21 protein-coding genes are annotated in these 23,333 nt (G+C 49.4%); 2 read left to right on the forward strand and 19 right to left on the reverse strand.

Going from position 1 to position 23,333, the window contains the following annotated elements; genetic code table 11:
• Positions 1-27: 27 nt before the first annotated feature.
• From cysQ to KSP9073_RS14640, 12 genes are all read right to left on the reverse strand, one after another.
• The gene (cysQ, locus tag KSP9073_RS14585) at positions 28-867 is read right to left on the reverse strand and encodes a 3'(2'),5'-bisphosphate nucleotidase CysQ (RefSeq protein ID WP_108843696.1); all 840 of its coding nucleotides are present in this window, start codon (positions 865-867) and stop codon (positions 28-30) included.
• Positions 868-1,076: 209 nt separating this feature from the next.
• Positions 1,077-1,898: a glycosyltransferase gene (locus KSP9073_RS14590; RefSeq protein WP_108843697.1), complete on the reverse strand. Its 822-nt coding sequence runs from the start codon at positions 1,896-1,898 to the stop codon at positions 1,077-1,079.
• Between the two features lie 129 nt (positions 1,899-2,027).
• Complete coding sequence (locus KSP9073_RS14595; protein WP_165814270.1) at positions 2,028-3,077, reverse strand: glycosyltransferase family 4 protein; 1,050 nt, start codon at positions 3,075-3,077, stop codon at positions 2,028-2,030.
• Between the two features lie 15 nt (positions 3,078-3,092).
• On the reverse strand, positions 3,093-4,151 hold the full coding sequence (locus tag KSP9073_RS14600; protein WP_108843699.1) for a hypothetical protein: 1,059 nt from the start codon (positions 4,149-4,151) through the stop codon (positions 3,093-3,095).
• An 11-nt stretch (positions 4,152-4,162) separates the two neighbouring features.
• Positions 4,163-5,065, reverse strand: a complete 903-nt coding sequence (locus KSP9073_RS14605; protein ID WP_108843700.1) for a glycosyltransferase family 2 protein — start codon at positions 5,063-5,065, stop codon at positions 4,163-4,165.
• A gap of 13 nt (positions 5,066-5,078) precedes the next feature.
• Positions 5,079-6,581, reverse strand: coding sequence for a lipopolysaccharide biosynthesis protein (locus tag KSP9073_RS14610; RefSeq protein WP_108843701.1), 1,503 nt, complete (start codon positions 6,579-6,581; stop codon positions 5,079-5,081).
• Positions 6,582-6,590: 9 nt separating this feature from the next.
• Positions 6,591-7,751, reverse strand: a complete 1,161-nt coding sequence (locus tag KSP9073_RS14615) for a glycosyltransferase family 4 protein (protein ID WP_108843702.1) — start codon at positions 7,749-7,751, stop codon at positions 6,591-6,593.
• Positions 7,751-8,569 carry a hypothetical protein gene (locus KSP9073_RS14620; protein WP_133241037.1) on the reverse strand — a complete coding sequence of 273 codons (819 nt, stop codon included), beginning with the start codon at positions 8,567-8,569 and terminating at the stop codon, positions 7,751-7,753. The genes KSP9073_RS14615 and KSP9073_RS14620 overlap by 1 nt, the downstream gene beginning before the upstream one ends.
• A gap of 160 nt (positions 8,570-8,729) precedes the next feature.
• The gene (locus KSP9073_RS14625; protein WP_108843704.1) at positions 8,730-10,016 is read right to left on the reverse strand and encodes an exopolysaccharide biosynthesis polyprenyl glycosylphosphotransferase; all 1,287 of its coding nucleotides are present in this window, start codon (positions 10,014-10,016) and stop codon (positions 8,730-8,732) included.
• Positions 10,017-10,086: 70 nt separating this feature from the next.
• A complete protein-coding gene (locus KSP9073_RS14630) occupies positions 10,087-12,321 on the reverse strand; it encodes a polysaccharide biosynthesis tyrosine autokinase (protein ID WP_108843705.1) in 2,235 nt (744 codons plus the stop codon).
• 129 nt (positions 12,322-12,450) lie between these two features.
• Positions 12,451-13,569, reverse strand: a complete 1,119-nt coding sequence (locus tag KSP9073_RS14635) for a polysaccharide export protein (protein WP_108843706.1) — start codon at positions 13,567-13,569, stop codon at positions 12,451-12,453.
• 629 nt (positions 13,570-14,198) lie between these two features.
• A complete protein-coding gene (locus KSP9073_RS14640; RefSeq protein ID WP_108843707.1) occupies positions 14,199-14,582 on the reverse strand; it encodes a histone-like nucleoid-structuring protein, MvaT/MvaU family in 384 nt (127 codons plus the stop codon).
• Positions 14,583-15,021: 439 nt separating this feature from the next.
• Here KSP9073_RS14640 and dinB point away from each other — a divergent pair, with 439 nt between their 5' ends.
• Positions 15,022-16,065 carry a DNA polymerase IV gene (dinB, locus tag KSP9073_RS14645; protein WP_108843708.1) on the forward strand — a complete coding sequence of 348 codons (1,044 nt, stop codon included), beginning with the start codon at positions 15,022-15,024 and terminating at the stop codon, positions 16,063-16,065.
• Between the two features lie 30 nt (positions 16,066-16,095).
• Here dinB and purU read toward each other — a convergent pair whose 3' ends face one another.
• The gene (purU, locus tag KSP9073_RS14650) at positions 16,096-16,950 is read right to left on the reverse strand and encodes a formyltetrahydrofolate deformylase (RefSeq protein ID WP_108843709.1); all 855 of its coding nucleotides are present in this window, start codon (positions 16,948-16,950) and stop codon (positions 16,096-16,098) included.
• 123 nt (positions 16,951-17,073) lie between these two features.
• Here purU and KSP9073_RS14655 point away from each other — a divergent pair, with 123 nt between their 5' ends.
• A complete protein-coding gene (locus KSP9073_RS14655) occupies positions 17,074-18,720 on the forward strand; it encodes a ribonuclease J (protein ID WP_108843710.1) in 1,647 nt (548 codons plus the stop codon).
• Between the two features lie 92 nt (positions 18,721-18,812).
• Here KSP9073_RS14655 and KSP9073_RS14660 read toward each other — a convergent pair whose 3' ends face one another.
• The 6 genes from KSP9073_RS14660 to mobB form a co-directional block, all read right to left on the reverse strand.
• Positions 18,813-19,103 carry an H-NS family histone-like protein gene (locus tag KSP9073_RS14660; protein WP_108843979.1) on the reverse strand — a complete coding sequence of 97 codons (291 nt, stop codon included), beginning with the start codon at positions 19,101-19,103 and terminating at the stop codon, positions 18,813-18,815.
• A 125-nt stretch (positions 19,104-19,228) separates the two neighbouring features.
• Positions 19,229-20,218, reverse strand: coding sequence for a GTP 3',8-cyclase MoaA (gene moaA / locus KSP9073_RS14665; protein WP_108843711.1), 990 nt, complete (start codon positions 20,216-20,218; stop codon positions 19,229-19,231).
• Positions 20,215-20,667: a molybdopterin synthase catalytic subunit MoaE gene (gene moaE, locus KSP9073_RS14670; protein WP_108843712.1), complete on the reverse strand. Its 453-nt coding sequence runs from the start codon at positions 20,665-20,667 to the stop codon at positions 20,215-20,217. Before moaE ends, moaA begins: the two co-directional genes overlap by 4 nt.
• 22 nt (positions 20,668-20,689) lie before the next feature.
• Positions 20,690-21,493, reverse strand: coding sequence for a cyclic pyranopterin monophosphate synthase MoaC (moaC, locus tag KSP9073_RS14675; protein WP_108843713.1), 804 nt, complete (start codon positions 21,491-21,493; stop codon positions 20,690-20,692).
• Entirely contained in the window at positions 21,490-22,725 is a 1,236-nt protein-coding gene (locus tag KSP9073_RS14680) for a molybdopterin molybdotransferase MoeA (RefSeq protein WP_165814271.1), read from the reverse strand. Before KSP9073_RS14680 ends, moaC begins: the two co-directional genes overlap by 4 nt.
• A complete protein-coding gene (gene mobB / locus KSP9073_RS14685; protein ID WP_108843715.1) occupies positions 22,718-23,284 on the reverse strand; it encodes a molybdopterin-guanine dinucleotide biosynthesis protein B in 567 nt (188 codons plus the stop codon). The genes KSP9073_RS14680 and mobB overlap by 8 nt, the downstream gene beginning before the upstream one ends.
• Positions 23,285-23,333: the final 49 nt, after the last annotated feature.

Below are 23,333 nucleotides of genomic sequence, written 5' to 3' on the forward strand. Positions count from 1 at the left end.
ACACTATCGGCAGCTGCCGTGGAATATTTAAGGCGCCCTGCTCACAGAAACATTTAAAAACCCGGGATAACGCCATTTTTCATCAAGCCCTCGTCCAAAGGCGATGAAATCAGGGTTTATCAGTGAATCGCGCTGGTTATATCGAAGCCTTTCTCCTGCCTGCAGGGTATTTGTATCCAATTGAAGCACCGTACCGCCGGCTTCTTCCAGAAGGATATGAGCAGCACCTGTGTCCCACTCACACGTGGCACCAGGTCTTGGATAACAATCGGCAGCGCCTTCCGCAATACGACAAAACTTGAGAGAACTTCCAACGCCTTGCAGGTGGCATGGCGGCATGGCCTCCAGCAAACGCGTCATCTTGTCATTGCCATGTGAGCGACTGCCTACAATCCGAAGCAACCGATCAGGATGCCATGCCGCAGAAGCAATGCGCTCTTCTGGTTCGCCTGAGCATTGACGCCATGCTCCCTTGCCCTTCGCGGCATACCACATGGTGCTTAAAACAGGCGCAGCAATCACACCAAGAATCGGGTTGCCCTCATGTATCAACGCGATATTGACCGTGAACTCGCCATTTCGGTTAATAAATTCCCTTGTACCATCCAGAGGATCAATCAACCAGAAGGTTGACCATGACAGTCGGTTTTCAATCTCATCAACGTCAGACTCTTCTGAAAGCAGCGGCCATGAGGGCGTCAGACCAGATAGCCGCTGCTGGATCAGTCGATGTGCTGCCAGGTCAGCCTGGGTCAAGGGGCTATTGTCAGATTTATCGGTGACTTCTATTGAACCCTGATAGATTTCCATAATGGCGCCGCAGGCGTCCCATGCGATTTTTTTTACGGACTCAAGCAGCTCTGTCATTAGTCTATTTCCTTTACGCCATGACTTTAACACTATACCCCGCGCGTCAGCAGCAGCCGAGCCTGCCGAGGTGGTTTGCATAAGCCGAGCAACGAGCGTTTTAAATCGTTTATCTCTCTATCAATGTCTGAAAATCAAAAACCCCGGTATAGGCTTTTGACCTATACCGGGGCAAACGTACTGCTAATCGACTCAGAGAGCCGACAATCTCAGGCAGCCGGCTTTTTCCTCAAAATGCCCTGATAGACCGCAGCAAGCAGTTTTTCGGGCATAAGACGCAAGGGGGCTCTCTTGAGGATGTTCATGTACATGGTCCCCGATCCAACAAATCCCATATCGTGAAACTTTTTCTGAAGCTTCACATCCTGCTTGAAATAATGCCAGCCCCGACGCCTTGCCAGCATCCCGTTACCCACACGAGCATTAACCAAGATATCGCTGACATTATCGATATGACTGCCCTGACACAACAGACGAGCCCATAGATAATAATCTTCGATACCCAAAAAATGCTGATATCCCCCGGCCTTGAGGATGGCTGCACGACGGAACATTACCGTCATGTGATTGACCGGGCATCGTGAGCGTGCAAACCGCGCTACTTGCTCTTTGCCTGTGGGTAGCTCACGAATGGCGTGTGGTTTTGTCGGGTCTTCATTGAACTCTGCAATGGCCCCTCCAAGCATATCGACCTCGGGATGGGCGATCATGTAATTGACCTGCAGCTCGAAGCGGCCAGGGCAGCAGTGATCATCCGTATCCATTCTGGCGACCAGATCATTACGGCAGTGCTCAAGGCCCGTGTTGAGCGCCTCACCCAGTCCCTTGTTCTCGGGAAGTCTTACGGAAACAATATTCAATGTGGGGCGGTATTCATCGAGCGCTGCATGCAGTTGATCATTGATTGGACCATCTTCAACAATGACAACCTCATCAGGCTGCACGCCTTGTGTCCTGATGCTTTCAAGGCACTCACGTAAGAAGCGTGGCGATTCCTTGTCATAAACGGACATCAGCACCGAAAATTTCATTTTAATCTTTTCCTGCCTGTAATTTAGCGATCAAGTCATGTGCCATGACTCTCATATCAATTAATTGATACAGGAACCAATGGCGTTGACACACTGGCCTTCGGATAAACACTGTCATCCATCAATAAACTACCGATGCCGAGACACTGCTTTCTCGTAAAATTCGGCATATGCATAGCCCATGGCTTCACCCGTAAACTTCTGCAGGTACCTCCTGTAACCGCCTTCAGCCAATGCTTCACGGTGATCAAGCGCAAAATGAACGGCACCCTTGAGAGAAGCCGAGTCTTCAAGCGTAAAAAAGGCGGCCTGTGTACCCATGATTTCCTTGAAGACATTAATATCACTGCATATACAGGGCAGTCGGACCTGCATCGCCTCCAAAAGCGCAAGGCCAAAACCCTCGCTTCGACTGGGCATGATGTAAGCGTCGTAATGGGGCAGAAAAGCAGCAATATTATTGCGATAACCCGTAAACCAGCATCTTTCAGAAACCCCCAAATCCTTTGAGAGCTCCATTAAAGCTTGCCGGTAAGAGCCATCGCCTACAACGACCAAAGCACAATCGGGCATATCGACCAATGCTTTAATCACCTGATCGATGCCCTTGCGCTTAATGAGATGCGCATTGGTTCCCAGTATATGATACTGACTCGACAGTTTTTCCAGTTCAGCGCGATCATCATCATCAAGCGGGCTTATCTGCGGTAGCTCACCAATACCGTTATGAACCACATGCAGTTTTTCGGCTGGCAACGTACTCGAATAAAATTCTCTGGCATCTTCCGTCAATACTGCCAGAGAGCTCATGCGTCGCCATGTCGCCATCCATACAGGGGTTGCCAGCATGGCGACTTTCGAGCCGTAGATATTAAGAAGCTCATCTCTTGCATAGTTGTGCAACGTAGAAACATGCACTGCCTTCCTGCTGAAAACGCCTGCACATGCAGACAAAAGATCGGGCCTGATGCCATGAGAGTGAACAATATCGAATTTTTTAAGTACACTGGCATCACGAAAGCTTATAGGCTGAATATTGCAGTTTGCCTCAAGCGTTGATGGTCCGCGAAGATAAAAGATTGTCGATTCCATGCCCGCCGGTAGATTATCAACAATGTTTTTGACGACATATCCCGGACCGTTGGGCTTGAACTCAGTAATGATCTGAGCAATTTTCAATATTTTCTCCATGCTTTAGCCGATCTGACGTGAAGCAGTGGTAAGAAAGTTGAATGCCGAGCTGAACAAAAACGTTGGCGCGATGCCTACCAGAACAAACAAGACCCTCATTAGAATCCGTTCGCTCTGAGTTTTCATGGCACGATCAAGATTCATGGCAAAAATCGGGACAATAACCACCAAAAGCATCATGCCAATTCTTTCTGCCTGAGCCCCACCAAGGGCGGGGATAAATGCCACAAAGGTAAATATGGCATACGCGAGCGAAATATTGTTTTTCAAAAACCGATTGAAATTAAAGTTTGAAATCAGGAAAGCTATAAACGCCATAGCCATAAAGACCATCAAGTAAGCATAGGTCAATGGCAGACCTGTTGTGCTTGACGATTTAGCAAACTCGCTATCTGCCAAAGAAGAGTAATACACGCCTCCCAGCATCAACAAATACAGGGAGGAAAATACGCCCTTGTGAAAAAAGCTGAGTCTGGGTTTCGTCATTCCTTTGGTAACTGCAAAGAGATACAGCAAAGGCATATAAACAATTGAAGCATTATGCGTAAACAGCGCCAACAAACCAAAGATGCCGGCCAGAAAAAGGTTTCTGACACCAAAGAAAGCATACAATATAAACATACAGGCGATCAGCTGCCGATATACATTTTCATAGCCCATCAATACTGGAAAAAACACAAGCATGAAAGGCGCCACATATAGAGGTATGCTCAGGCTTTGCTTACGATTGCCTACTGCATAAAACAGAAGAGACAACCAGATAAGGTCGATGACCCAAAGCGTCGTGACATCATCACGAATCCATTCATATAGATATCCCGAACCAAACCAGTACACAAATTCGCGCGTGTAGTAGGTTGATGCCGTTGCAAAATCCAGAGTACTGGAAAGATACTTGGCATAGCCTGCCATGTCGTAATCAAACCCCGAATTACGCACAATCCAGAGGTAAAAAAGGGCAATACCATAGGTAACCACAACAAATGGCGTTCTTTTATTAAGAAAACAATAAAAGAACGAGAAAACGCACAACACAAGATACCATGCAAGCTCAGCAGTCATATACTAACCCATCAAGATTTTTTTAATCTGGCTATGGCTTTATAGGTGCCAAGCAAACGAGGCAACAAACAGAACAAACCAATCCTATCAAGCGCATCCCCCGCCAGCTTGATCGTTTTGAACTTTGGCTTTAAAAGCTCAGGCATAATACGATCTGAAAAAAAGCGATAGGCGCCATGATCTTTTAACAAGGCTGCAAGCACGAAATGGCGTTTGGCAAAACCACTGATATGCTGAGGATCTACAAGATATTTGTTCATGAACACCTTGCTGGCCTCCATATTCATTGAGCCACTCATACGTCCATCGCGATCGCAATTCAAGCGGACCCCAGGCACCGGATCGTATCCCCATGACCTGCTATGCTCGGCAGTATCAATCAGAAAACCCCAGTCCTGATGTTTATTCAGGCTTTCGTTAAAGCGAAAGGTTTCCTTTCGCTCAGCCAGAAAACTGATCGTGGAGGTTCTTATGTCTTTATCTTCTATAAAGAGATAGTGTCGGGGATCACGGATATCAGGTTGCTCGATGAAATCTCTTTCACCATCGATTGAAACATCGGTATAGGCGCCAAAACAGAAATCATGATGATGCCGGCGCATAAATCTCAGGCGTTCGTTAACGTAATCCAATGTAAAATGATCATCAGAATCAAGCAAAAAAATATGGCTACCAGAAGCCTGTTCAATGCCAATGTTGCGCGATACTGCTGCGTTTGACTTCTGCCCCTTTCTTACCAGGGTAGTATTAGGTGATTCAGCAACGATTGCCGCCAGAGCTTCTATATCATCAGAACAGTCATCCACCAGAATGATTTCATAATCGTGATCGCGCGCAGATTGATGAACGCTTTCGAGCGTGTCCTTGATGAAGCTACTGCTACGATAAGTTGGAATGACTACTGATAGTTTCATTGTTTAAACTCGATTACCCTGAAATCAATTTCATTTTTCTTAAAGGCTTTTGAAGTATTTTGGCAAAAAATGTTGCCGATTCATTTTTTAAAATGATGCCTGCCACCAAAGCCACAATCAATTGCACAACACCAAAAACCACCATATCGCAAAGATTGGAAAGCGTTTTATTTGACATAAAGCCAAAGGGCGACGGCATTAAATATACTGCAAAAAACATGACCAGCAGAATAAAGATGGAAAGCAATGCTGTCGCAGGCATACCCTTTAGCATGGCACTCATCCTAAAGTTTTCATTCTTGGCATGTAACAACCAAAAACACTGCATGAAATTAAGAATACTGGCTGCTGAAAGCAGCAAGGCAACCAGATAAAGATTTCCCAAATATACGCCTATCGAAATAGCCGACACGCTGGTGACAGAGGAAAAAACGCCACAATAAAACAGAGATCGTGTTTGCCCCAAGGTTTGCCATATGCCACCAGTCGTTGCGAGAACAATCTGAAATATTAAAAAGGGAGTTAAACATTGTAGAATTACAGAAGACTGCTCCCAACCAGCCCCATAAAGAACATATATAATTTTGTCCGAGAAAAGCACTATATAGATAGCGACAAAGAAACCAAGAAAAAATATTTTATTGATGAGCCCGTTATAACTTTTAGCGATTTCTTTCTGGCCAAAGGTACTATATACCGGCTGAAGTGCCGCTGTTGCAATGCCAGAGATATTCTGGATAGGCAGCATCATAAGGCGATATGCCATATCGTAGAGCCCTACTGCTGCCTCACCAATAAATTTGGAAATTAAAATCTTGTCTGAATTTCTGGAAAAGTAGTTCAAAAAGTTAAACATGAACTGGTAAGTGGAAAACCCCAATACGGTTTTAAATCCGGTCAGGGCAATTTTACCGATAAGATTACGCCATCCAGCATACACACAGACTAGAACGAATCTCATACCTGTGTAGACAATGGATTTCCAGACCAGCGCATAAACGCCATAACCACGATAAGCCATGACGCAGGCAATGGCTCCAGAAACCAGTGCACTAATCAGCGTAATAATGGCAACGACGCTAAATCTTTTTTCCCGCCTCAATAAGGTTTCAGGCACAATTGAGACAACTGAAAACAGAATCATGGCGCCAATTAACGGCATGACACCATAGTAAATATCGTTATTAAAAAAATCGACAGCCAGATACGAACCCGCTGAAAATATAAAATATAGCGCTATGCCTACCACAAAACAAATAAGGAAAAGGCCGCGTATTTCTTTGGCTGTCAACTCCTTGTGATAAATAATGGCAGGTCCGAGCCCCATTTCTCCCAAAAGGTTAAAGAAAAAAATGATCACCATGACAGTTGCGACAACCCCGAATTCACTCGGCGTTAAAAACCTTGCCAACACCATGGTGACAACAAATTGTACGATCAGGTTTGAGTATCTTTCGATGAAGCCAAAGACGAAACCGGATTTGAGATCCCGATTCATTGTATCCGTATTACTCATTTGACTTCCTTATACACCGCGATATAGATCAAGCATTTTTTCACGGTTGCTATCTGTACTGAAATTTGACAGCAGCTCGTCTACCTGCTCCTTCTTGAGCGGCGGATGTTCACTTTCAATAATATCGATTACAGCCTGATAGATGGCCTGACTGTTTTTAGCTTCGATGATCTGAGTCATTGGCTGATAGGGTGCCGCACAGATTGTGTCAGGCAGACCGCCACTATCAGTGACTACCACCGGCAAACCTACAGATATAGCTTCAAGCACTGCAATTCCAAAACTCTCTTCCTGGCCAGTCTCTTCATCCTGGATAGAAGATTGAATATAGATATCACTGGCTGATAGCTCTTCAAATATCTTTTCACGTGACAGATCAATTTTGAAATCAACAGCGCTTTCAAGACCCAGATTAATAGCCTGCTGCCGCAACATATTCTCTAGAGGGCCGAATCCGATCAATTTCAAGGTAACTTGCTTATATCCATTTTCATGAAGCATGGACAATGCATCGATCAGATAAGTTTGCCCCTTGAAACCTACGAATCGACCAATATTGACAATAGAAACCTCTTTTCCGGAATCAACCTTTTTCTCTTCGAAATCTGCCATTGAGATATTGACGCAATTGGGCAATACAATGATTTTTTCGCCCGGAATTCCGAATATATCCTGTAATTTTTTTTTCAGATAATGAGAAGGGGCTGTAAAATATATATTGTCATGCTGCTGGCAACTGTAAACCTTTTCTACGTACTGGGGCTGTCCATACAACTTATTACTGACAACATCAATACCATGCGTAGATATGATAACGCGCCCTTGGAAGCCATTTTCTATCACATCATGTATGTTTTCAAAAAAATAGTTAAAATGACTATGCAGCACATCAGGCTGAATATCATCAACAACCTTTTGCAACTTTTTTTGCTCAAACACATGGTAATCGTTAAAAATCTTCCGACGCCCACGCTTTGATATTTTTTCAAAAATATTCCGGCGATCTATATCAAAACTGATAACCCTGCTAAAGGGCCGCTCGATCTTGTTGATATGACGATTGGTCACAACATGATTTTCCACCCCCATTCCTTCCATATCTACAATGAGATCATAGATAAAGGTTTCGGAAGAATTGGAGAAATCAGAAACAAGATGAAGTACTTTCATCAAGATATTTCCTTATTGACGGTTTCCCTATACCTTTGAAGCTCTTGATCATCGCCGTGCTGAAAGTAACCGTATTTATCGTCAAAATTGACTGGTTTTGCACGACCAAACCCAAAGGGAAACACGTCATAACCTCTGCCATATTTAAACAGCCAATACTGCAGCTTATTTATCAGCTTGTTTTTGAAAGTACTATAGTCTCGCTGGTGGAATAATTTTTCAGGCAACCACTGAGCTATCTTCGTTGACGCTATAGCAAATTTCATTTCAGGGGTGATGACTTCATCAGTTGCCTTGATTTTCGCATAAGCATTTAAAAATCCAGGGATTGCAGGTTTGCGAATAATCATCATCGACTGTTGTAATGGCTGAGGTGTATTACCTCTATCACCAAACATGAAGTCAGAGGTCATGCTATCGATGGCGTGCTCAATAATGCCCTCGCCAAACATCAGTGCATCCTGCTCAACGTATACCCAGTAGTCAGCCTCGCTTGCATAGGCATATGCCAACCCCACGATAAAGCACCTGGTGCAGCCAGCGTATTTCCCCAAATGACTCGTGGAATGACCGCCATTCACATCCATACTGATAAATTCCATACGATCATCGTCTGGCATTTCAGGGATGGTGGGCGAAGCAGAATCAACCACTATAATTTTGGTTGGTGAAGTATGACGATTTACCGACTCATACCATTCGCGAAAAAAAGCGACGCCTCTTATTTCACTTGAGCCATATTCAACTCTTTTGTCATTTTCAGGTGTTTTTTCACCGCACCACCACCCAGAGTTGATTATATAACTATATTTAGACATGCTTATCCCACACAGTACGAATCGTTTTGTCTCAAGGTATTAACCGATACCTCAAGACACGTCATAAACTATTTTTAATTTGGGCGAATCGATCACCCTAAAATAAAATTCTGAGCATCAACTTGATAGTTAACGCCCAGAAAAATGGTTACTAATAATATTATCTGGCGCCAAAGCCTGTCAGCATTGTCTTTATAGTGCGAATGACAATAAGAACGTCCAGCCAGAATGAAAAATTCTTGATGTAATAAAAGTCATGCTCAAGTTTTTTAGTCATGCCTTCTACTTCGGCAGCATAACCCAGCTCAACCTGCGCCCACCCGGAGATGCCAGGACGCACAACATGGCGATAGTTAAAAAATGGCACATCTCGTTCATACCATTCGGCCAGATTGCACGATTCGGGCCTTGGGCCAATCAGACTCATGTCGCCCTTGAGCACATTAAAAAGCTGCGGCAGCTCATCAATACGGTATTTTCTGATGACCTTGCCTACTCGCGTAATGCGAGGATCTTCGCCCTCGGATGTAAAGCCAAGACCGTCATGATTCATATACATGCTGCGAAACTTGAACAGTTTGAACGGGCGACAACGGAATCCCATGCGCTGCTGATTAAAAAATGCCGGACCCGGATCGTCTCTTTTGATAATAATCATTGTTGCAAGCATGATTGGCAGGACAACCGGCAATACCAGCAGAACACCAAAAACATCAATGATACGCTTGGCGAATTCATAGTTTTCGCTGGGTGTTAAACTGCCGAACTTGTTCTCGTACAGGTGGTCAAGATGCACGCGGCCAGTAATGGACTCATGGATCTGTCTGGCGTTGAATACCGGAATACGATGTATCGTGCAGTCGGCCAGAAATTTTTGCCAACCATCATCCAGATCCGCACGCAAATCTGCAACGACCCCGTCTACCCGCATGGTTTCAAGGTCGGGCTTCTCCAGCCAGCGCCAGTCAACACTTTGGTCATGGCAAAATTCGTGTACGCGGCCAAAAGGCACTACAGCAAGCTTGCGTGTTCTATATCTGGTACTGATCTGATAGCCAAGCGAGCAATAAAGTACGGCGATCAGATAGGAAAGCACAATCTGCGTGGTTGCAATTTCGATGTGCAGACTCAGCAAGACAGCTACCATTACAATATAAGACATTGTAATGAAAGGAATAATATATAGAAAAGCCTTGGTTCTGGGAAAATTAACGAGGCTGTGTACAGCGACGATGGCTACCAGATAAGCCAGAGCTGTGCCCAGCAATGTAACACATCGCTCGGCCTGCCACTCCGTGACAAGATTCCAGTTCCACTGAAACAGTGCTGGAAACAGCACAGCGATAATTAGTCCCAGCGCCTGATTAAAGCGATAGCTTAAAAGAAGTTTTTCATACCACCGGGAATGGCGACGATTGTGTTCCATGAAATTTGTGAACGTTTCCATGTTGCTGTTCTCACTTCCGATATGGCCACTCTACCTGAAGCAGAGTGGCCACGAGACGGTCTTTTAATCTTTACGACTTTTTGCCATAACTGTAATGGTAATTACCGTAGTTGCCGCCATAGCGATGGGATGCTGTCTGTTCTATACCATTAAGAACAGTTCCCTTGATCTCAACACCACTGTGCTCAAATCGACGCCTTGCCTGTTCAATTTCAGCAGGAGGATTTACGCCATATCGTGCCAGCAGCATGTTGGTGCCTGCCTGCTTACCGATAATTGCAGCATCCGTGACGGCCAGAATCGGCGGGGTATCAATGATGATCAAGTCATAATGCTGATCAGCCCAGGCCAACAGTTCGCTGAATCCGGCACTCATCAGAAGTTCAGCAGGATTCGGCGGCGCGGCACCTCGGGAAATAAAGTCCAGCCCATCAACGCCACCGGAGCGTACCACTTCAGAAGCCGTGGTCCTGCGCGCCAGAATATCGCTCAGTCCCTTTTCTGACCGGCCCTTGAAGACATGATGAAGATGTCCCATACGCATATCAGCGTCAATGACCAGCACTCGCTGCCCTGCCTGAGCACAGACCACGCCCAGATTTGACACTACGAAGCTTTTGCCGGCGCCCGGGCTGGCACTGCTGATCATGAGCCGCGCATTGGGAGCTTCCATCATGGCAAAGTGCAGGCTGGTGCGCAGGCTACGTACGGCTTCAACAGCCTGGTCATCAGAGTTGCGCAGAGCCAGAACACCGGTATCCACCGTATTTCTTGCACTCTGATTGCGCCCGATACGCAGATTGCGATTTCCACGCGTTCTTTTTACCAGGCCGCTCTGGTTACCGCTTAACGGTATAGAGGCGTAAACGGGCATACCGATCTGTTCAAGCTGCTCGGGGCTTTCGATGCCACGATTCATGATGCGACGGATCAAGACCACAATAATGGCAATCACCAGGCCGAGCACAAAAGCGATAACCGTGACAAGAACCTTGCGTGGTGCTACCGGGCTGTTCTGCAGGGTGGAGTCATCGATGATGCGAACGTTGCCAACGGCACCCGCTTTTGCAATGTTCATCTCCTGCATGCGGTTAAGCATCTGAACGTACATTTCCTGATTGACGTTCACATCACGCTGAAGCCGTAGAACTTCCTGCTGTGTTTCAGGCAGGCCGTCAACACGCTTTTGCAGTCTCTCCTTCTCGGCATTGAGCTCTTCACGCTTTTGCAGCAATGCCTGATATTGGGGATGACTCTTGTTAAAACGACGTGACAAGTCCGCTTCGTCAAACTTGAGCTGGTTAAGCTGATTATCGAGGTTGACGATTTGATTCAGTACTGAAGAAGTTTCCTGATCAAGGTCAACGGAATCCTGATTCACACGATAGTTATTCAGCTTGTTTTCGGCTTCAACCAGGCTGTCACGAACACGTGGCGCCTGCTGATTCAGGAAGTCGAGACTTTGCTGCGCTTCAGCAGACTGCCTTTCAATATTTTGCGTGATGTAAATATCAGTAATGGCCTTGAGGCTGTTACGGATTTCATCTCGATCAGTACCGTTTAGCGTCAGTTGCAGTATGCCCGTTCCGGAGCGGCCCACTTCTTCAACGTCAAAACCGGCGCGCAGGCTGTTGATTGCTGACAGACGTGAACGCTTGACGACAGTAAATTCAGCGCCTTGACCTGCCGTCATGTCCATGACGCGCATTTCAACATTGCCATCACGTGATTGCGCCAGCTGGCCTACCTGACCTTCCAGAACCAACTGCCCATCGTCACGAAGCTCATAGCGATCGTTACCCAGCGACTTGATGGTCAGCGGGCGGTTGATCCAGCTGTCAGGAACAACAAAGCGGGTAACATTGATGCTTTCTCCGGCCCATACCGACGACCAGCCTTGAGCAAAGGAAGGACGCTCAATCCCACGACGCGCCAGCGTATCTCCCAGAATCGGAAGGCCGTCGGGCGTAATGCTCAGCTGGAGATTAAGGCGATCAGCCGCCTGACCCAGGACCATTCGCGACGTAAGGATCTGCATTTCGGCGGTTGATCGTGGGGTGTCCCCAAAAACGCCGAGATTTTGCACCGGATTGCTGGCCGGATTGGCACGCCCTTCTATTTCGAGAAGGGCATCACTTTGATAGACCGGCGTTTTAAAAGTGACATATAAAATCCCGAGAAACGTAAACACGCATACGATCAGGGCGATCAGCCACTTGTTATCAATCATCAGACCGAAAAGCCGACCTAGATCAAGCTCTTCGCCGGAATCGGCTGACTGATATTTTTCAGTATTCGAGGCCATATTGATTTATCACTGATTCCATTTACGAAATGGTACATGAGCATCTCTGTCAGTTTTATACAGCGCTCATTTCCGATACTGCCGACTCAAGGGGCGCGCTATCCAGATGCCCGGATAGCGCGGGCTCCGTTAGAGGTCGTTATAGTCTCTGACCGAGCCAACCGATTGACGAGTAAGGTTTGTGGACGGCAGCAACTGGCTGATCACGCGGTTCCAGCGGCTGATCGGCGCGGTCGTGACATAGACAATGTCTCTCGGCTCAAGCTGGAACTCTGTACCAATGACATAGGCTGCAGCATTACTGGCATCAAGCTGATAAACCGTTGCCTGCTTATCGCCCGGGCCACCCTGTCGGATAACGAAAATACCCGATGCACGTGCCTGAATTTCATCAATGCCGCCCGACTGGCTCAGGGCATCCACCAGATTAAAGCGGTGTCCACCCATCGGCAGATCCTGCGGTCTTTGAACCTCACCAAGCACATAAACCTTTTCATCACCAACATCAGGTACGTGCAGCACATCGCCATCATGAAGCAGGCGATTCTGGCTGATCTGGCCATTTTGCAGCATGTCATAAACGTTGATGATTTCTTCCTGACCATTATGGGTCAGGACCACATGTCGCCAGTCAGCGTTTTCGTTAAGACCACCGGCACTACTGATTGCATCCAGCACCGTGAGTGGCGTATTAGTAATGGGCTGCTGACCGGGGTTGGATACCTGCCCGCTGACATAGGCCTTCTGGGACTGGAAACTGGCAATATTGACTTCAACCTGCGGCTCGGCAATGTAATCGGCCAATGCAGCAGCAATCTGGGTACGGACATCGGCGACATTTTTGCCGGCGACATGGATACGGCCCACATAGGGATAGAAAATGGTGCCATCACCATGCACCACGTTCCCGGTCTCAACGGAGCTTCGCTCTCCTCCTGCCGGAATGGTAAGTTCAGGATGGTCATAAACGACAATATTGAGAATATCGCCCTTGCCTATACGATACTCATAATCGCTGGCGTCGAACTTCATCTCATCAGAGGCCTCTTTCAAGCCTTGCTGAGAGCTGAACTCCTTGCGGGCTGCGTTTTGCGCCTGCACAAGGCCAAAAGTGATGGGCTGCACATCTACCAGATCATCAATGGGTGGCCCCGAATTTTCGTAGGGCATATCACTACCGGGAGAAAGAACACAGCCTCCCAGAAAAAGGGAGCTCCCCAACAAGGCACAACTCAGCAGCCGCTTCATTAACCGCTTACTCCTGTCAAAATTATTCCGGCGTCTGGACACGCTACCGCCACGGAATGTCGATACTGGCGTGTTTCCGAGGCCATAAAATACCGCCGATGTTGCTGTTCTACTCGGCGCTGGCCGAGCGGTATCGCATGATGCAGCAGTCCATGACTACAAGTCGAATCGACGCCTCAATAGCATGACCTGACCCTATTAAAGGAATCGGCAAAGATGCCGGCGGTCTTTAATTAAAGGTCAGATAAAATTATTCAGACTTCTGGATTGCCGCTGATGCTATCAGACCCCCATTGGCGAGGGTATGCTGCTTTGCGCATCATTATTTCGAGATTCTACAGCACCAGCATCTCACCCGCCATTAACCACCCGGGGCTTTTTACAAACCATCATGTCACGGCGTGTTACAAAACCCCCTTGATAAGACGATAGATCACCCCGTCAATGGCCTTCGAATATTTTAAACGGTTATTGTTTTGACGCTTGTGCAGAAAACACATGGCCTGAAGCCAACACTAAATATTTTGGCAGGACATGTCATGGAAGATGCTTTTTTGTTGGCAAACAACTCTAAAATAAAACCCTAGGCATAAAAAAGGGCCGCTTGGCGGCCCTTCGAAGGGAGAAACTTACTCAGTACGCTCAAGCCACTGCTCAACCGTATCGTTACCGTACTCTTCCTTCCATGCCTTGAGCGTTTTCTGATTACCACCGCGAGTCTCTACAACCTCACCGCTATGCGGGTTGCGATATACCTTCAACTTGCGCTTGCGCCGGCCTGCGCTCTGGCTGTCAGACGAAGAGGGCTGCCTGGTAGCGGACTGCACGTCATTAGGATCAAGAATATCAATGACATCAGCGGCTGTCTTGTCATGGGACTGCATAAGCTGCTCAAGCTTTTCCTTGAACTCGAGCTCACCCTTGAGCCTTTGATCCTGCTCAAGTTGCTGCAATTCATCGCGCAGCTGCTTGAGCAGTTGTTCTTTTTTCATATATTCATTTAACAGTGACATTACCAACCTCTTCAGCTAATACACATCTCTTCCCGAGATGCTGACCCTGCGGTCTATTAAAATAGTTTTAACCTTTGGTTGCGCCGATAATACTTCAAAAAAAGAGTGTTTTAAAGCGAAAACCAATTCCTTTGGCCATGCAAGGCACGTTAAACGATATATAACTGTGCCACATCTATCATTATTAATATTAGAAAGCCCTTTCAAAACATTTCTGCTAATAAAAAAGCACTAATTGATTCCTGATCCCTTAACTGCCTACAACCTGTGCGCCCGCATCGTACTCAGGGCCCTGGCGAAATCTGAAACCCGTCAAACTCTATATGTGAAAATGGTTTTCAGCCATTCAAAATCCGACCCACTGTCGAGAGGTCATGAAGGATTTATAGTGCAAGTAAGCTATAGTAGGCATACTCATATAGCTTCCCCAAGACCTGTGATGCGCAAGATACTTCACGCTGACTGCGACTGCTTCTATGCAGCGGTCGAAATGCGCGACAACCCCTCTCTTCGACACATACCACTGGTCATTGGAGGGAAAACGGAAAGCAGGGGGGTTGTGGCCACCTGCAACTACCCGGCTCGTGACTATGGCATACACTCGGCCATGTCGATGGCCCATGCCCAAAGACTTTGCCCTCACCTACACCGACTGAGCCCCGACTTTGACAAATACCGGGAAGCGTCGCAGCAGGTGCAAACCATATTCAGCGAGTTGACGCCACTGATCGAGCCACTGTCTCTTGATGAAGCCTTTCTGGATGTCACCCATGTCGAGCGCATGAAAGGAAGTGCCACGTGGATGGCGCAATGGCTCAAGCAGCAGGTACAAGAGCGTGTAGGCATTACCATCTCTGTCGGCGTCGCCCCCAACAAATTTCTCGCCAAAATTGCCAGCGACTGGCAAAAGCCTGACGGCCTGTACACCATCACCCCTGACCAGGTGAGCGATTTTCTGGATCAGCTTTCCATTACAAAACTTCATGGCGTGGGGCCGGCGACCGCGAAAAAGCTCGAAGCCCAGGGGATCCATACCTGCAAGGAGTTGAGAGCCATTGAGCTGACGATACTTCTCGAAGAGTTTGGGAAGTTCGGCGTGCGGCTACATGAATTGGCACGTGGTATAGACGAACGGCCAGTCAAGGTAGAAAGAGAGCGAAAATCGATTAGCGTGGAAACCACGTTTGATCGAGACCTTCCCAGCATGACTGTCTGTCGTGAGGAAATAACCGATCTCGTCATGCGTCTGGAAGAGCGTATGGCTCGCCACCAACATCCAGCGATCAACAAGCTTTTCGTCAAGATCCGTTTTGACGATTTTTCGATCACGACCATGGAGACTGCAGGGAGAACGCCGGAACTTGAAAGCTTTCTACCGCTTTTTGACACCGCATGGCACCGGGCAGAGCGACCGGTCAGGCTGCTTGGTGTGGGGGTAAGACTTGTATCCGAGGATGCACAGCGACAGATGGGGCTTTTTTGATCTACTCCCGCTTCGTCGCTGCTCTTGTTCTCAGGAAAAGACGACGGTCTTGTTACCATCGATCAACACGCGGTCCTGCAAGTGCCAGCGCACACCTCGGGCCAGTACCGATTTTTCTATGTCCCTTCCCAGACGAACCAGATCACCGGTCGTATGGCAGTGAGTGACGCGTTGAATGTCCTGCTCGATGATCGGTCCGGCGTCCAGCTCCTGAGTCACGTAGTGACAGGTCGCCCCGATCAGCTTGACCCCACGAGTATGGGCCTGATGATAGGGTCTGGCGCCAGCAAAGGAAGGCAGGAAGCTGTGATGAATATTGATGATCTGTCCGCTATAGCGCTCACACAGTGAAGGCGGAATGATCTGCATGTAACGTGCCAGCACAATCGTATCGGCCTGACTGTCTTCAATCACCCTTTCCATGGCTGAAAAGGCAGGTGCTTTGTCATCAGCAGACACCGGAATATGGTGATATTCGATACCGTGCCATTCGACCACACTGCGCATGTCGTCATGATTGGAAATGACGCCTGCGATATCACAGTCAAGCTCACCAGCCGTCCAGCGATATAGAAGATCTACCAGACAGTGAGACTCACGCGACACCATAATCATCAGGCGCCGACGCCGTTGCTCGCCATCACGCCACTGCCATTGCATATCGAACTCTTCGGCAATCCGTGCAAAGGCCTGACGAAAGGCATCGCTATCGGCAGTCATGTTCCGGGTCTCGACTTCATAGCGCATGAAAAAGCGCCCGGTTTCCAGATCGGAGTGCTGATTGGCTTCGGTAATAGAACCGCCTTGCTCGGCGATAAACGACGAAACACGCGCCACAATACCAACACGATCAGGACAGGTTACCACTAGACGACAAAGGGACATCGGGATCACGCTACTCGGTCAAAGACAGGAATTGTAGCGAATTCAGATGCTTTTGAGCAGTGTTCGTTGTGACCACATGATGCGTTGCGTATAGTTTGATATCAAACTAACGCCGGACCTGCCATGGATCAGACACGCGTACAAGTTCGTCCCCGTCGCCGCTCTGAGATTGAAATACTACCGCTTGGTGGCTGTGGTGAAATCGGCATGAACCTGATGCTTTACGGCTTTCAGTCTCGATGGCTGATCGTCGATTGCGGTATGGCGCTGCGTCAGGACCTTCACGACACCCCCTTGCAGATCCCGGACGTCTCTTCACTCGCAACGCTTGGCATCCAGCCTGAAGCCATTGTCATTACTCATGGGCATGAGGACCATCTTGGTGCTCTGGGCTGGCTATGGCCGCGTTTTGGCTGCCCGATATATGCAACACCACTGGCAGCAGGCATTGCACGGCAAAAGCTGGTTGAGCAAGGTCTGGCAACCGATGCGATCCGCACCTTTACGCCGGGCACGCGTTTCAATGCAGGGCCCTTTTCCATACAAAGCATCAATGTTGCTCACTCTATACCGGAAAGCGTGTCTCTACTGCTCGAGGTAGATCGCCATCGCATCCTGCATACGGGTGACTGGAAAATTGATCCTCACCCCGTACTGGGAGCAAAAACACGAGAAGAGGATTTCACCAGCATTGCACCGGTTGATCTTGTGGTGGGTGACTCTACCAATGCCATGGTAGAAAACCATTCGCACAGCGAAAGCGAGGTGGCAGCCACCCTTGAACAGCTCATGGGAGGCTGTGAAGGACGCATTGTGGTCAGCTGCTTTGCCAGTAATCTGGCGCGCATTCTGGCCACAGGGCTTGCTGCCCGGCGCCATCACCGACGCATTGCCCTGCTGGGCAGGGCAATGGAAAAAATGGTGCGGCTGGGACGCGAACTCGGTTACCTGGATGATTTTCCGGATACGGTGCCCTTGTCCGATATTGGCTATCTGCCTCCGGAAGAAATTCTGATACTTGCTACCGGCAGCCAGGGGGAGCCTCGAGCAGCCCTCTCTCGGCTGGCGGCCAATCAACACTCGGCACTTGAAATCGAGCCCGGTGATTGCATCATTTTTTCTTCGCGCGCCATTCCGGGTAATGAAAGGGCCGTGATGCGCCTGCAGCAGGCATTCACGCAAAGAGGCGCCCATGTTTACAGTGATGAGGCGCACCCGGGACTACATGCTTCAGGCCACCCTGGGCGTGATGAACTACTCAGCATGTATCAATGGGTCAAGCCTTCTTACCTTCTGCCCGTGCATGGCGAAAACGCGCATCAAAAAGCCCATTGTGAGATTGCCGCCACGCTGGGTATTGAAAGTTCGATCCTGCCGATTAATGGCCAGTGGCTACGCTGGAATGGCAAACGCATGACGCTGGAAAGCACACTGACGCTTTCCCCGGTCATCATTTCTCAGCGTAAACGAGCGAAAAAGCCTTCAAATCGACACAACAATACGGTCATTGTGCTTCCCGTTATTTATCAGGCAGATACGGAGCAGTGGCAGCGCGTTGGCAGAATACTTATCGATAGCCAGGTCGATACTTTCGTAGATGAAGAGACACTGGGAGACTGGGTGGACATCACGCTTGAAGGGGTCACCGCTCGTTCTTCAAAAGTGCTTTCTCATCTATTGGAGGAGCGTGCCAATCACTGGCTCAGAGAGCAGCTAAGACAATCCTCCAGAATCACGATCGATATCGTTGACACAACGCTGCGCGAATAGAGATGCGATCATGATAAAAGCCGTGCAGCCATCACGGCTTTTAAAGCAAAGATGATGCGCACCCAGGGATACTACTGGAAAGCCGGAAAGAATCAGGCACTGGCATCCTTGGGTGGCCGACCACGACGCTTTCTTGGCTGCTCGTTGCCCACCAGATCATTAACGGATAACCCGGCGTCCGTCATGGCCGCGCGAATTTCAGCAAGCTTTTGTTCCTTGCTGGCTTCTTCCTGCCGGCGTCTTTGTTCTTCTTCCTGCTTTTGAGTCATGACCTCATCAATGATTTCGGACAGTTTGCTCAACTGCTCCATGCTCAATTGACGCGCTGCAGCCCTGGCCACATTCTTGTTGCGGGCAATCTTTTCCAGCGTCTCTGTCGACATATCCAGCACTCCAAATAAAAGACATATGCCTCGAGTAGTATATACCCTGAAAAAGGGTTAGCAATTATTCACCATAAAGAAAAGGGCCAACATGTGTTGGCCCTTTTTCAGCAAAACAGAATCCCCTAGCCCCCTGTCATGTTCATGAACCTGACAATCTGAACATCTCCATCGGTCGTGAAATGATGGCGATGTGGCTTGAGAGACATGGAGTCGCGAATTTTCTGTTTCAGCGGTTCAATTTCGCCCGGGTACTGCCGAATGACGGCCCGTAAATCCGTGGAGTGCTCATTACCAAGGCACAATAACAACCTGCCTTCACAGGTCACGCGCACCCTGTTACAGCTATCACAGAAGTTATGGCTATGCGGGGAAATGAACCCGATCCGGGAATTGCTATCAGCCATGCGATAATAGCGCGAAGGCCCGCCCGAGTTTTCCGCAGAATGAAGCAGCGGATATCGGGTTTCAATCATTGAGCGCACTTCATCGCTGGAACAGAAGGTTTCCTGACGCGAGTGCTCTGAAACGTTCCCCAACGGCATTTCTTCGATAAAGCTGATATCGACTTCTTTATCGCGAGCGAAATCGACCAGATCCAGTATCTCATCATCATTTCGCCCCTTGAGGATCACGGCATTCAGCTTGATACGCTCAAAGCCTGCCTCTTTTGCAGCCCGAATACCGTCGATGACCTTATCGAGATTACCGGTCCGGGTAAGCTCCCTGAATCGCTCGGGGTTCAGGGAATCAAGACTGATATTAAGTCTTTGCATGCCTGATTGGCGCAGTGACGACGCATAGCGTCTCAGCTGTGCGCCATTGGTGGTCATGGTAAAGTCGCGAAGACCTTCCAGCCTACCTATGTTGCTCACCAGCTCATCAATATTGCGACGGACCAGCGGCTCCCCACCGGTCAAACGAATCTTTTCCACGCCCAGCTCGGTAAATGCTCTCGCCACAAGCGAGAGCTCCTCGATCGACAGCACCTGATCACGCGGAAGAAACGTCATCTCTTCACCCATGCAATAGACACAGCGAAAATCACAGCGGTCCGTTACAGAGATGCGCACATATTTGATACGACGATCAAAATCATCAATCAATTCACTCATTGCTGCTCCCAGCGCTTCAACGACGCCAGATCGCTTTCACGCTCGCTGACCCAGTAATCCCCACTGCGGGTATGTTCTTTTTTCCAGAAGGGAGCACTGGTCTTTAAAAAATCCATGATAAAAGCGCAGGCTTCAAAGGCGGCATGGCGATGCGGTGTACTCACAAGCACTGCCACAATATCGTCTCCAGGGGTCATGTAACCGATACGATGAACGATAATCACATCATTGACCTGCCAGCGACTGCGTGCACGCTCGACAACGCTCTCCAGCGCCCTTTCGGTCATGCCAGGGTAATGCTCAAGCGTCAGCGCCGTGACTTCCGGCGATTCATTGAAGTCTCGTACACGGCCGACAAAACTGACCACGGCGCCGGTTGCATGCCCACCCTGTGAAAGACGCTTGTGAAGATTACCAATATCGAAGGGTTCGTACTGTATCGTAATCATGCATCCTTTCTGACGATCATGATCAGCCTCCGGTAACGGGCGGGAAAAAGGCAACCTCATCGCCGGGATTGATCGTGACATCTCCCTGCACCATGTCATGGTTGACCGCACAGAGTAAGCGAGGCTGATCAAGCACCTGAGGTGCCTCAACCTGCGACCTTATCCACTCCTTTAATCCCATCAGTGTAGGAGACGATAGATGCCCTGGTAAAACACTCAATTTTTCGATGCCAAGCCGCTCTCTTAACTCGGCAAAGAAACGTATTTCAACAGGCCTTTCATTCGTGTTATCTAACGTATTCAGCGCTGCGGTCTCAGCCGTTACCGATTCATTGACGTCCATTGCCGAGGGTGCCTTTCTCTCCCAGACGCCTGACTGTCCACCGCTTTTGCGATCAAGGCGCACATCCATGATTTCCATGCCACGATCCACGGCTTTGCACATGTCATAAAGTGTCAGGCAGGCCACCGAGACCGCCGTGAGCGCCTCCATCTCGACTCCGGTACGCCCTTCCAGACGGCAAAAGGCGGTCACTCGCACACAGTGATTGGCGGTATCGAGTTCAAAATCCACTGCCACCTTTGAAAGCATCAGCGCATGACACAGCGGAATCAGTTCGTGCGTACGCTTGGCCGCCTGAATGCCGGCAATACGTGCCGTCGCCAGAACATCCCCCTTGGGCATGTCACCCTCGGCGAGAAGTTTCAATGTTTCGGGCTGCATGACGATACGACCGGTGGCGACAGCTTCACGGTGGCTGCTTTGCTTGTCCGATACATCGACCATGCTGGCCTCGCCCCTTTCATTAAGGTGGGTCAAGGTCATATCAATTCTCCAAGCGGTTGTATGCTCACGGGCGTGCCGGTATCACACTCTGCCAGGCTGGCTGGCAACTCTATAAGACAGTTGGCATCGTAAAGGGAGCTCAGCCGGTGCGACCCCTGATCTTTAAGAACACTGACACTGATAACGCCCTGCGCATCGACATGATAGCGGCCTCTTAAAAGATCCAGCCGACCACGACGTCCTTTCAGGGGCTGTTCACAGATGGCGTACCATTTTACCGGCGCCCAGTGACGCCATCCGCTCAGTTGCCGAAAAAGCGGCTGCACAAACTGCATAAGGGTAATCAACGCGGCTACGGGGTTACCCGGCAGCCCAAAAAACGGCACCTGCTGGATATGACCAAACGCCATCGGTTTACCGGGTCGCATGGCGACACGCCAGGAGGTTATCTGCCCGAGCTGCTGAGTGGCCGCACGGATCAGATCTGCCTGACCGGCTGACACACCGCCTGAAGTAATGATCAGGTCAGCCTGTTTGCTGGCACTTGAGAGCTGGGCAACACTCGCGTCAAGACGGTCAGGTAGTATATCGGTCATGACAATTTCTGCCCCCCACCGCTTTAAACAGGCAGCAAGGCTAGAGGCATTGGCATCGAAAAGAGAGGATGTCGTGTCATCTGCAGCGCCGGCACGTCGAAGTTCGTCGCCACTGGAAAAAATAGCCACTCTGGGGCGGCAATGCACCTCGAGGTACTCATGGCCGAGTGAGGCTGCCATACCAAGCTGGGCCGGCCCCAACAGGGTACCCGGCTTGAAAACATGATCCCCGATGGCAATTTCTTCACCAGCGTGGCGAATGTTTTGTCCCGGTCTTACGGCATCGGGTCGGAAAAGCTCGACATCCTCTCCACTGGCAACAATATCCTCGGCCATGACGACTGTATCGCACCCGACCGGCAGCGGCGCGCCCGTTGTAATCGATACTGCCTCGCCCGGTGCCACAACCCCATCAAAGGGATGCCCAGCCAACGCCTCCCCGACCAGCCTAAAGCGCGTTCGGCCCTGACCGTTGAAGGCGATACCATCCATCGCAGAGGCGGTATAACGTGGCAGGGGCAGCGTGGCCACCATTGGCTCGGCGAGTATCCGATCAACAGCGTGTGTCAGCGCTACGCGCTCAAGACCAACTGGCGCCGGTGTAGCCGCCCGGATATGAGCCAGCATCTCGTCAACGTCAAGCAGTGTGTCGCTGATCTCAAAACAATCACTCATGACGCGGCCCCTGAGCCATGCTCGGCCATCGGACGGGCCAGGCAACCAACCAGTCAAGCAACGCACCGTGATCATCCAGGTCCAGACGCTCCACATTGGAGGGCAATGTCACCTCATCGGTCGTGGCCACCGCCCGTACCCAGGGATCGTCAAAGGCGCGCAGGGATTTACCCACGGCGTCACGATAAAGCTCGAGCTTCGGCAGCGGCCACTGTTTGAACCCTTCGATCAATACAAGATCCGGCGACAGCGACAGCACCTGGTCCAGCAGTGTCGCCAGACAGGGCTCCTCCTGGCCCGGCGTTTCCATCATCAGTGCAAAACGCTTTCCGGAAGCCACCAGCATCGGTGCCGCCCCCGCCTTTCTTAGACGATGGCTGTCCTTGCCGGGGATATCGACATCAAAGTCGTGATGGGCATGCTTGATCACAGCCACGTTGAGACCGCGGGCGCGCAAGGCAGGCAGCAGGGCTTCCAGCAGCGTTGTCTTGCCCGTACCGCTCCAGGCGGCAATGCCCAGAAGCGGGGTTTCGATATCGGAAAGGCTCAGCTGCGTCATGGTCCCTGCCTGAGTAAAACGACACGGTTACCGGCCGGCGGTCAGATTA

This window comes from Kushneria phyllosphaerae, assembly GCF_900312995.1.
Lineage (GTDB): Bacteria > Pseudomonadota > Gammaproteobacteria > Pseudomonadales > Halomonadaceae > Kushneria > Kushneria phyllosphaerae.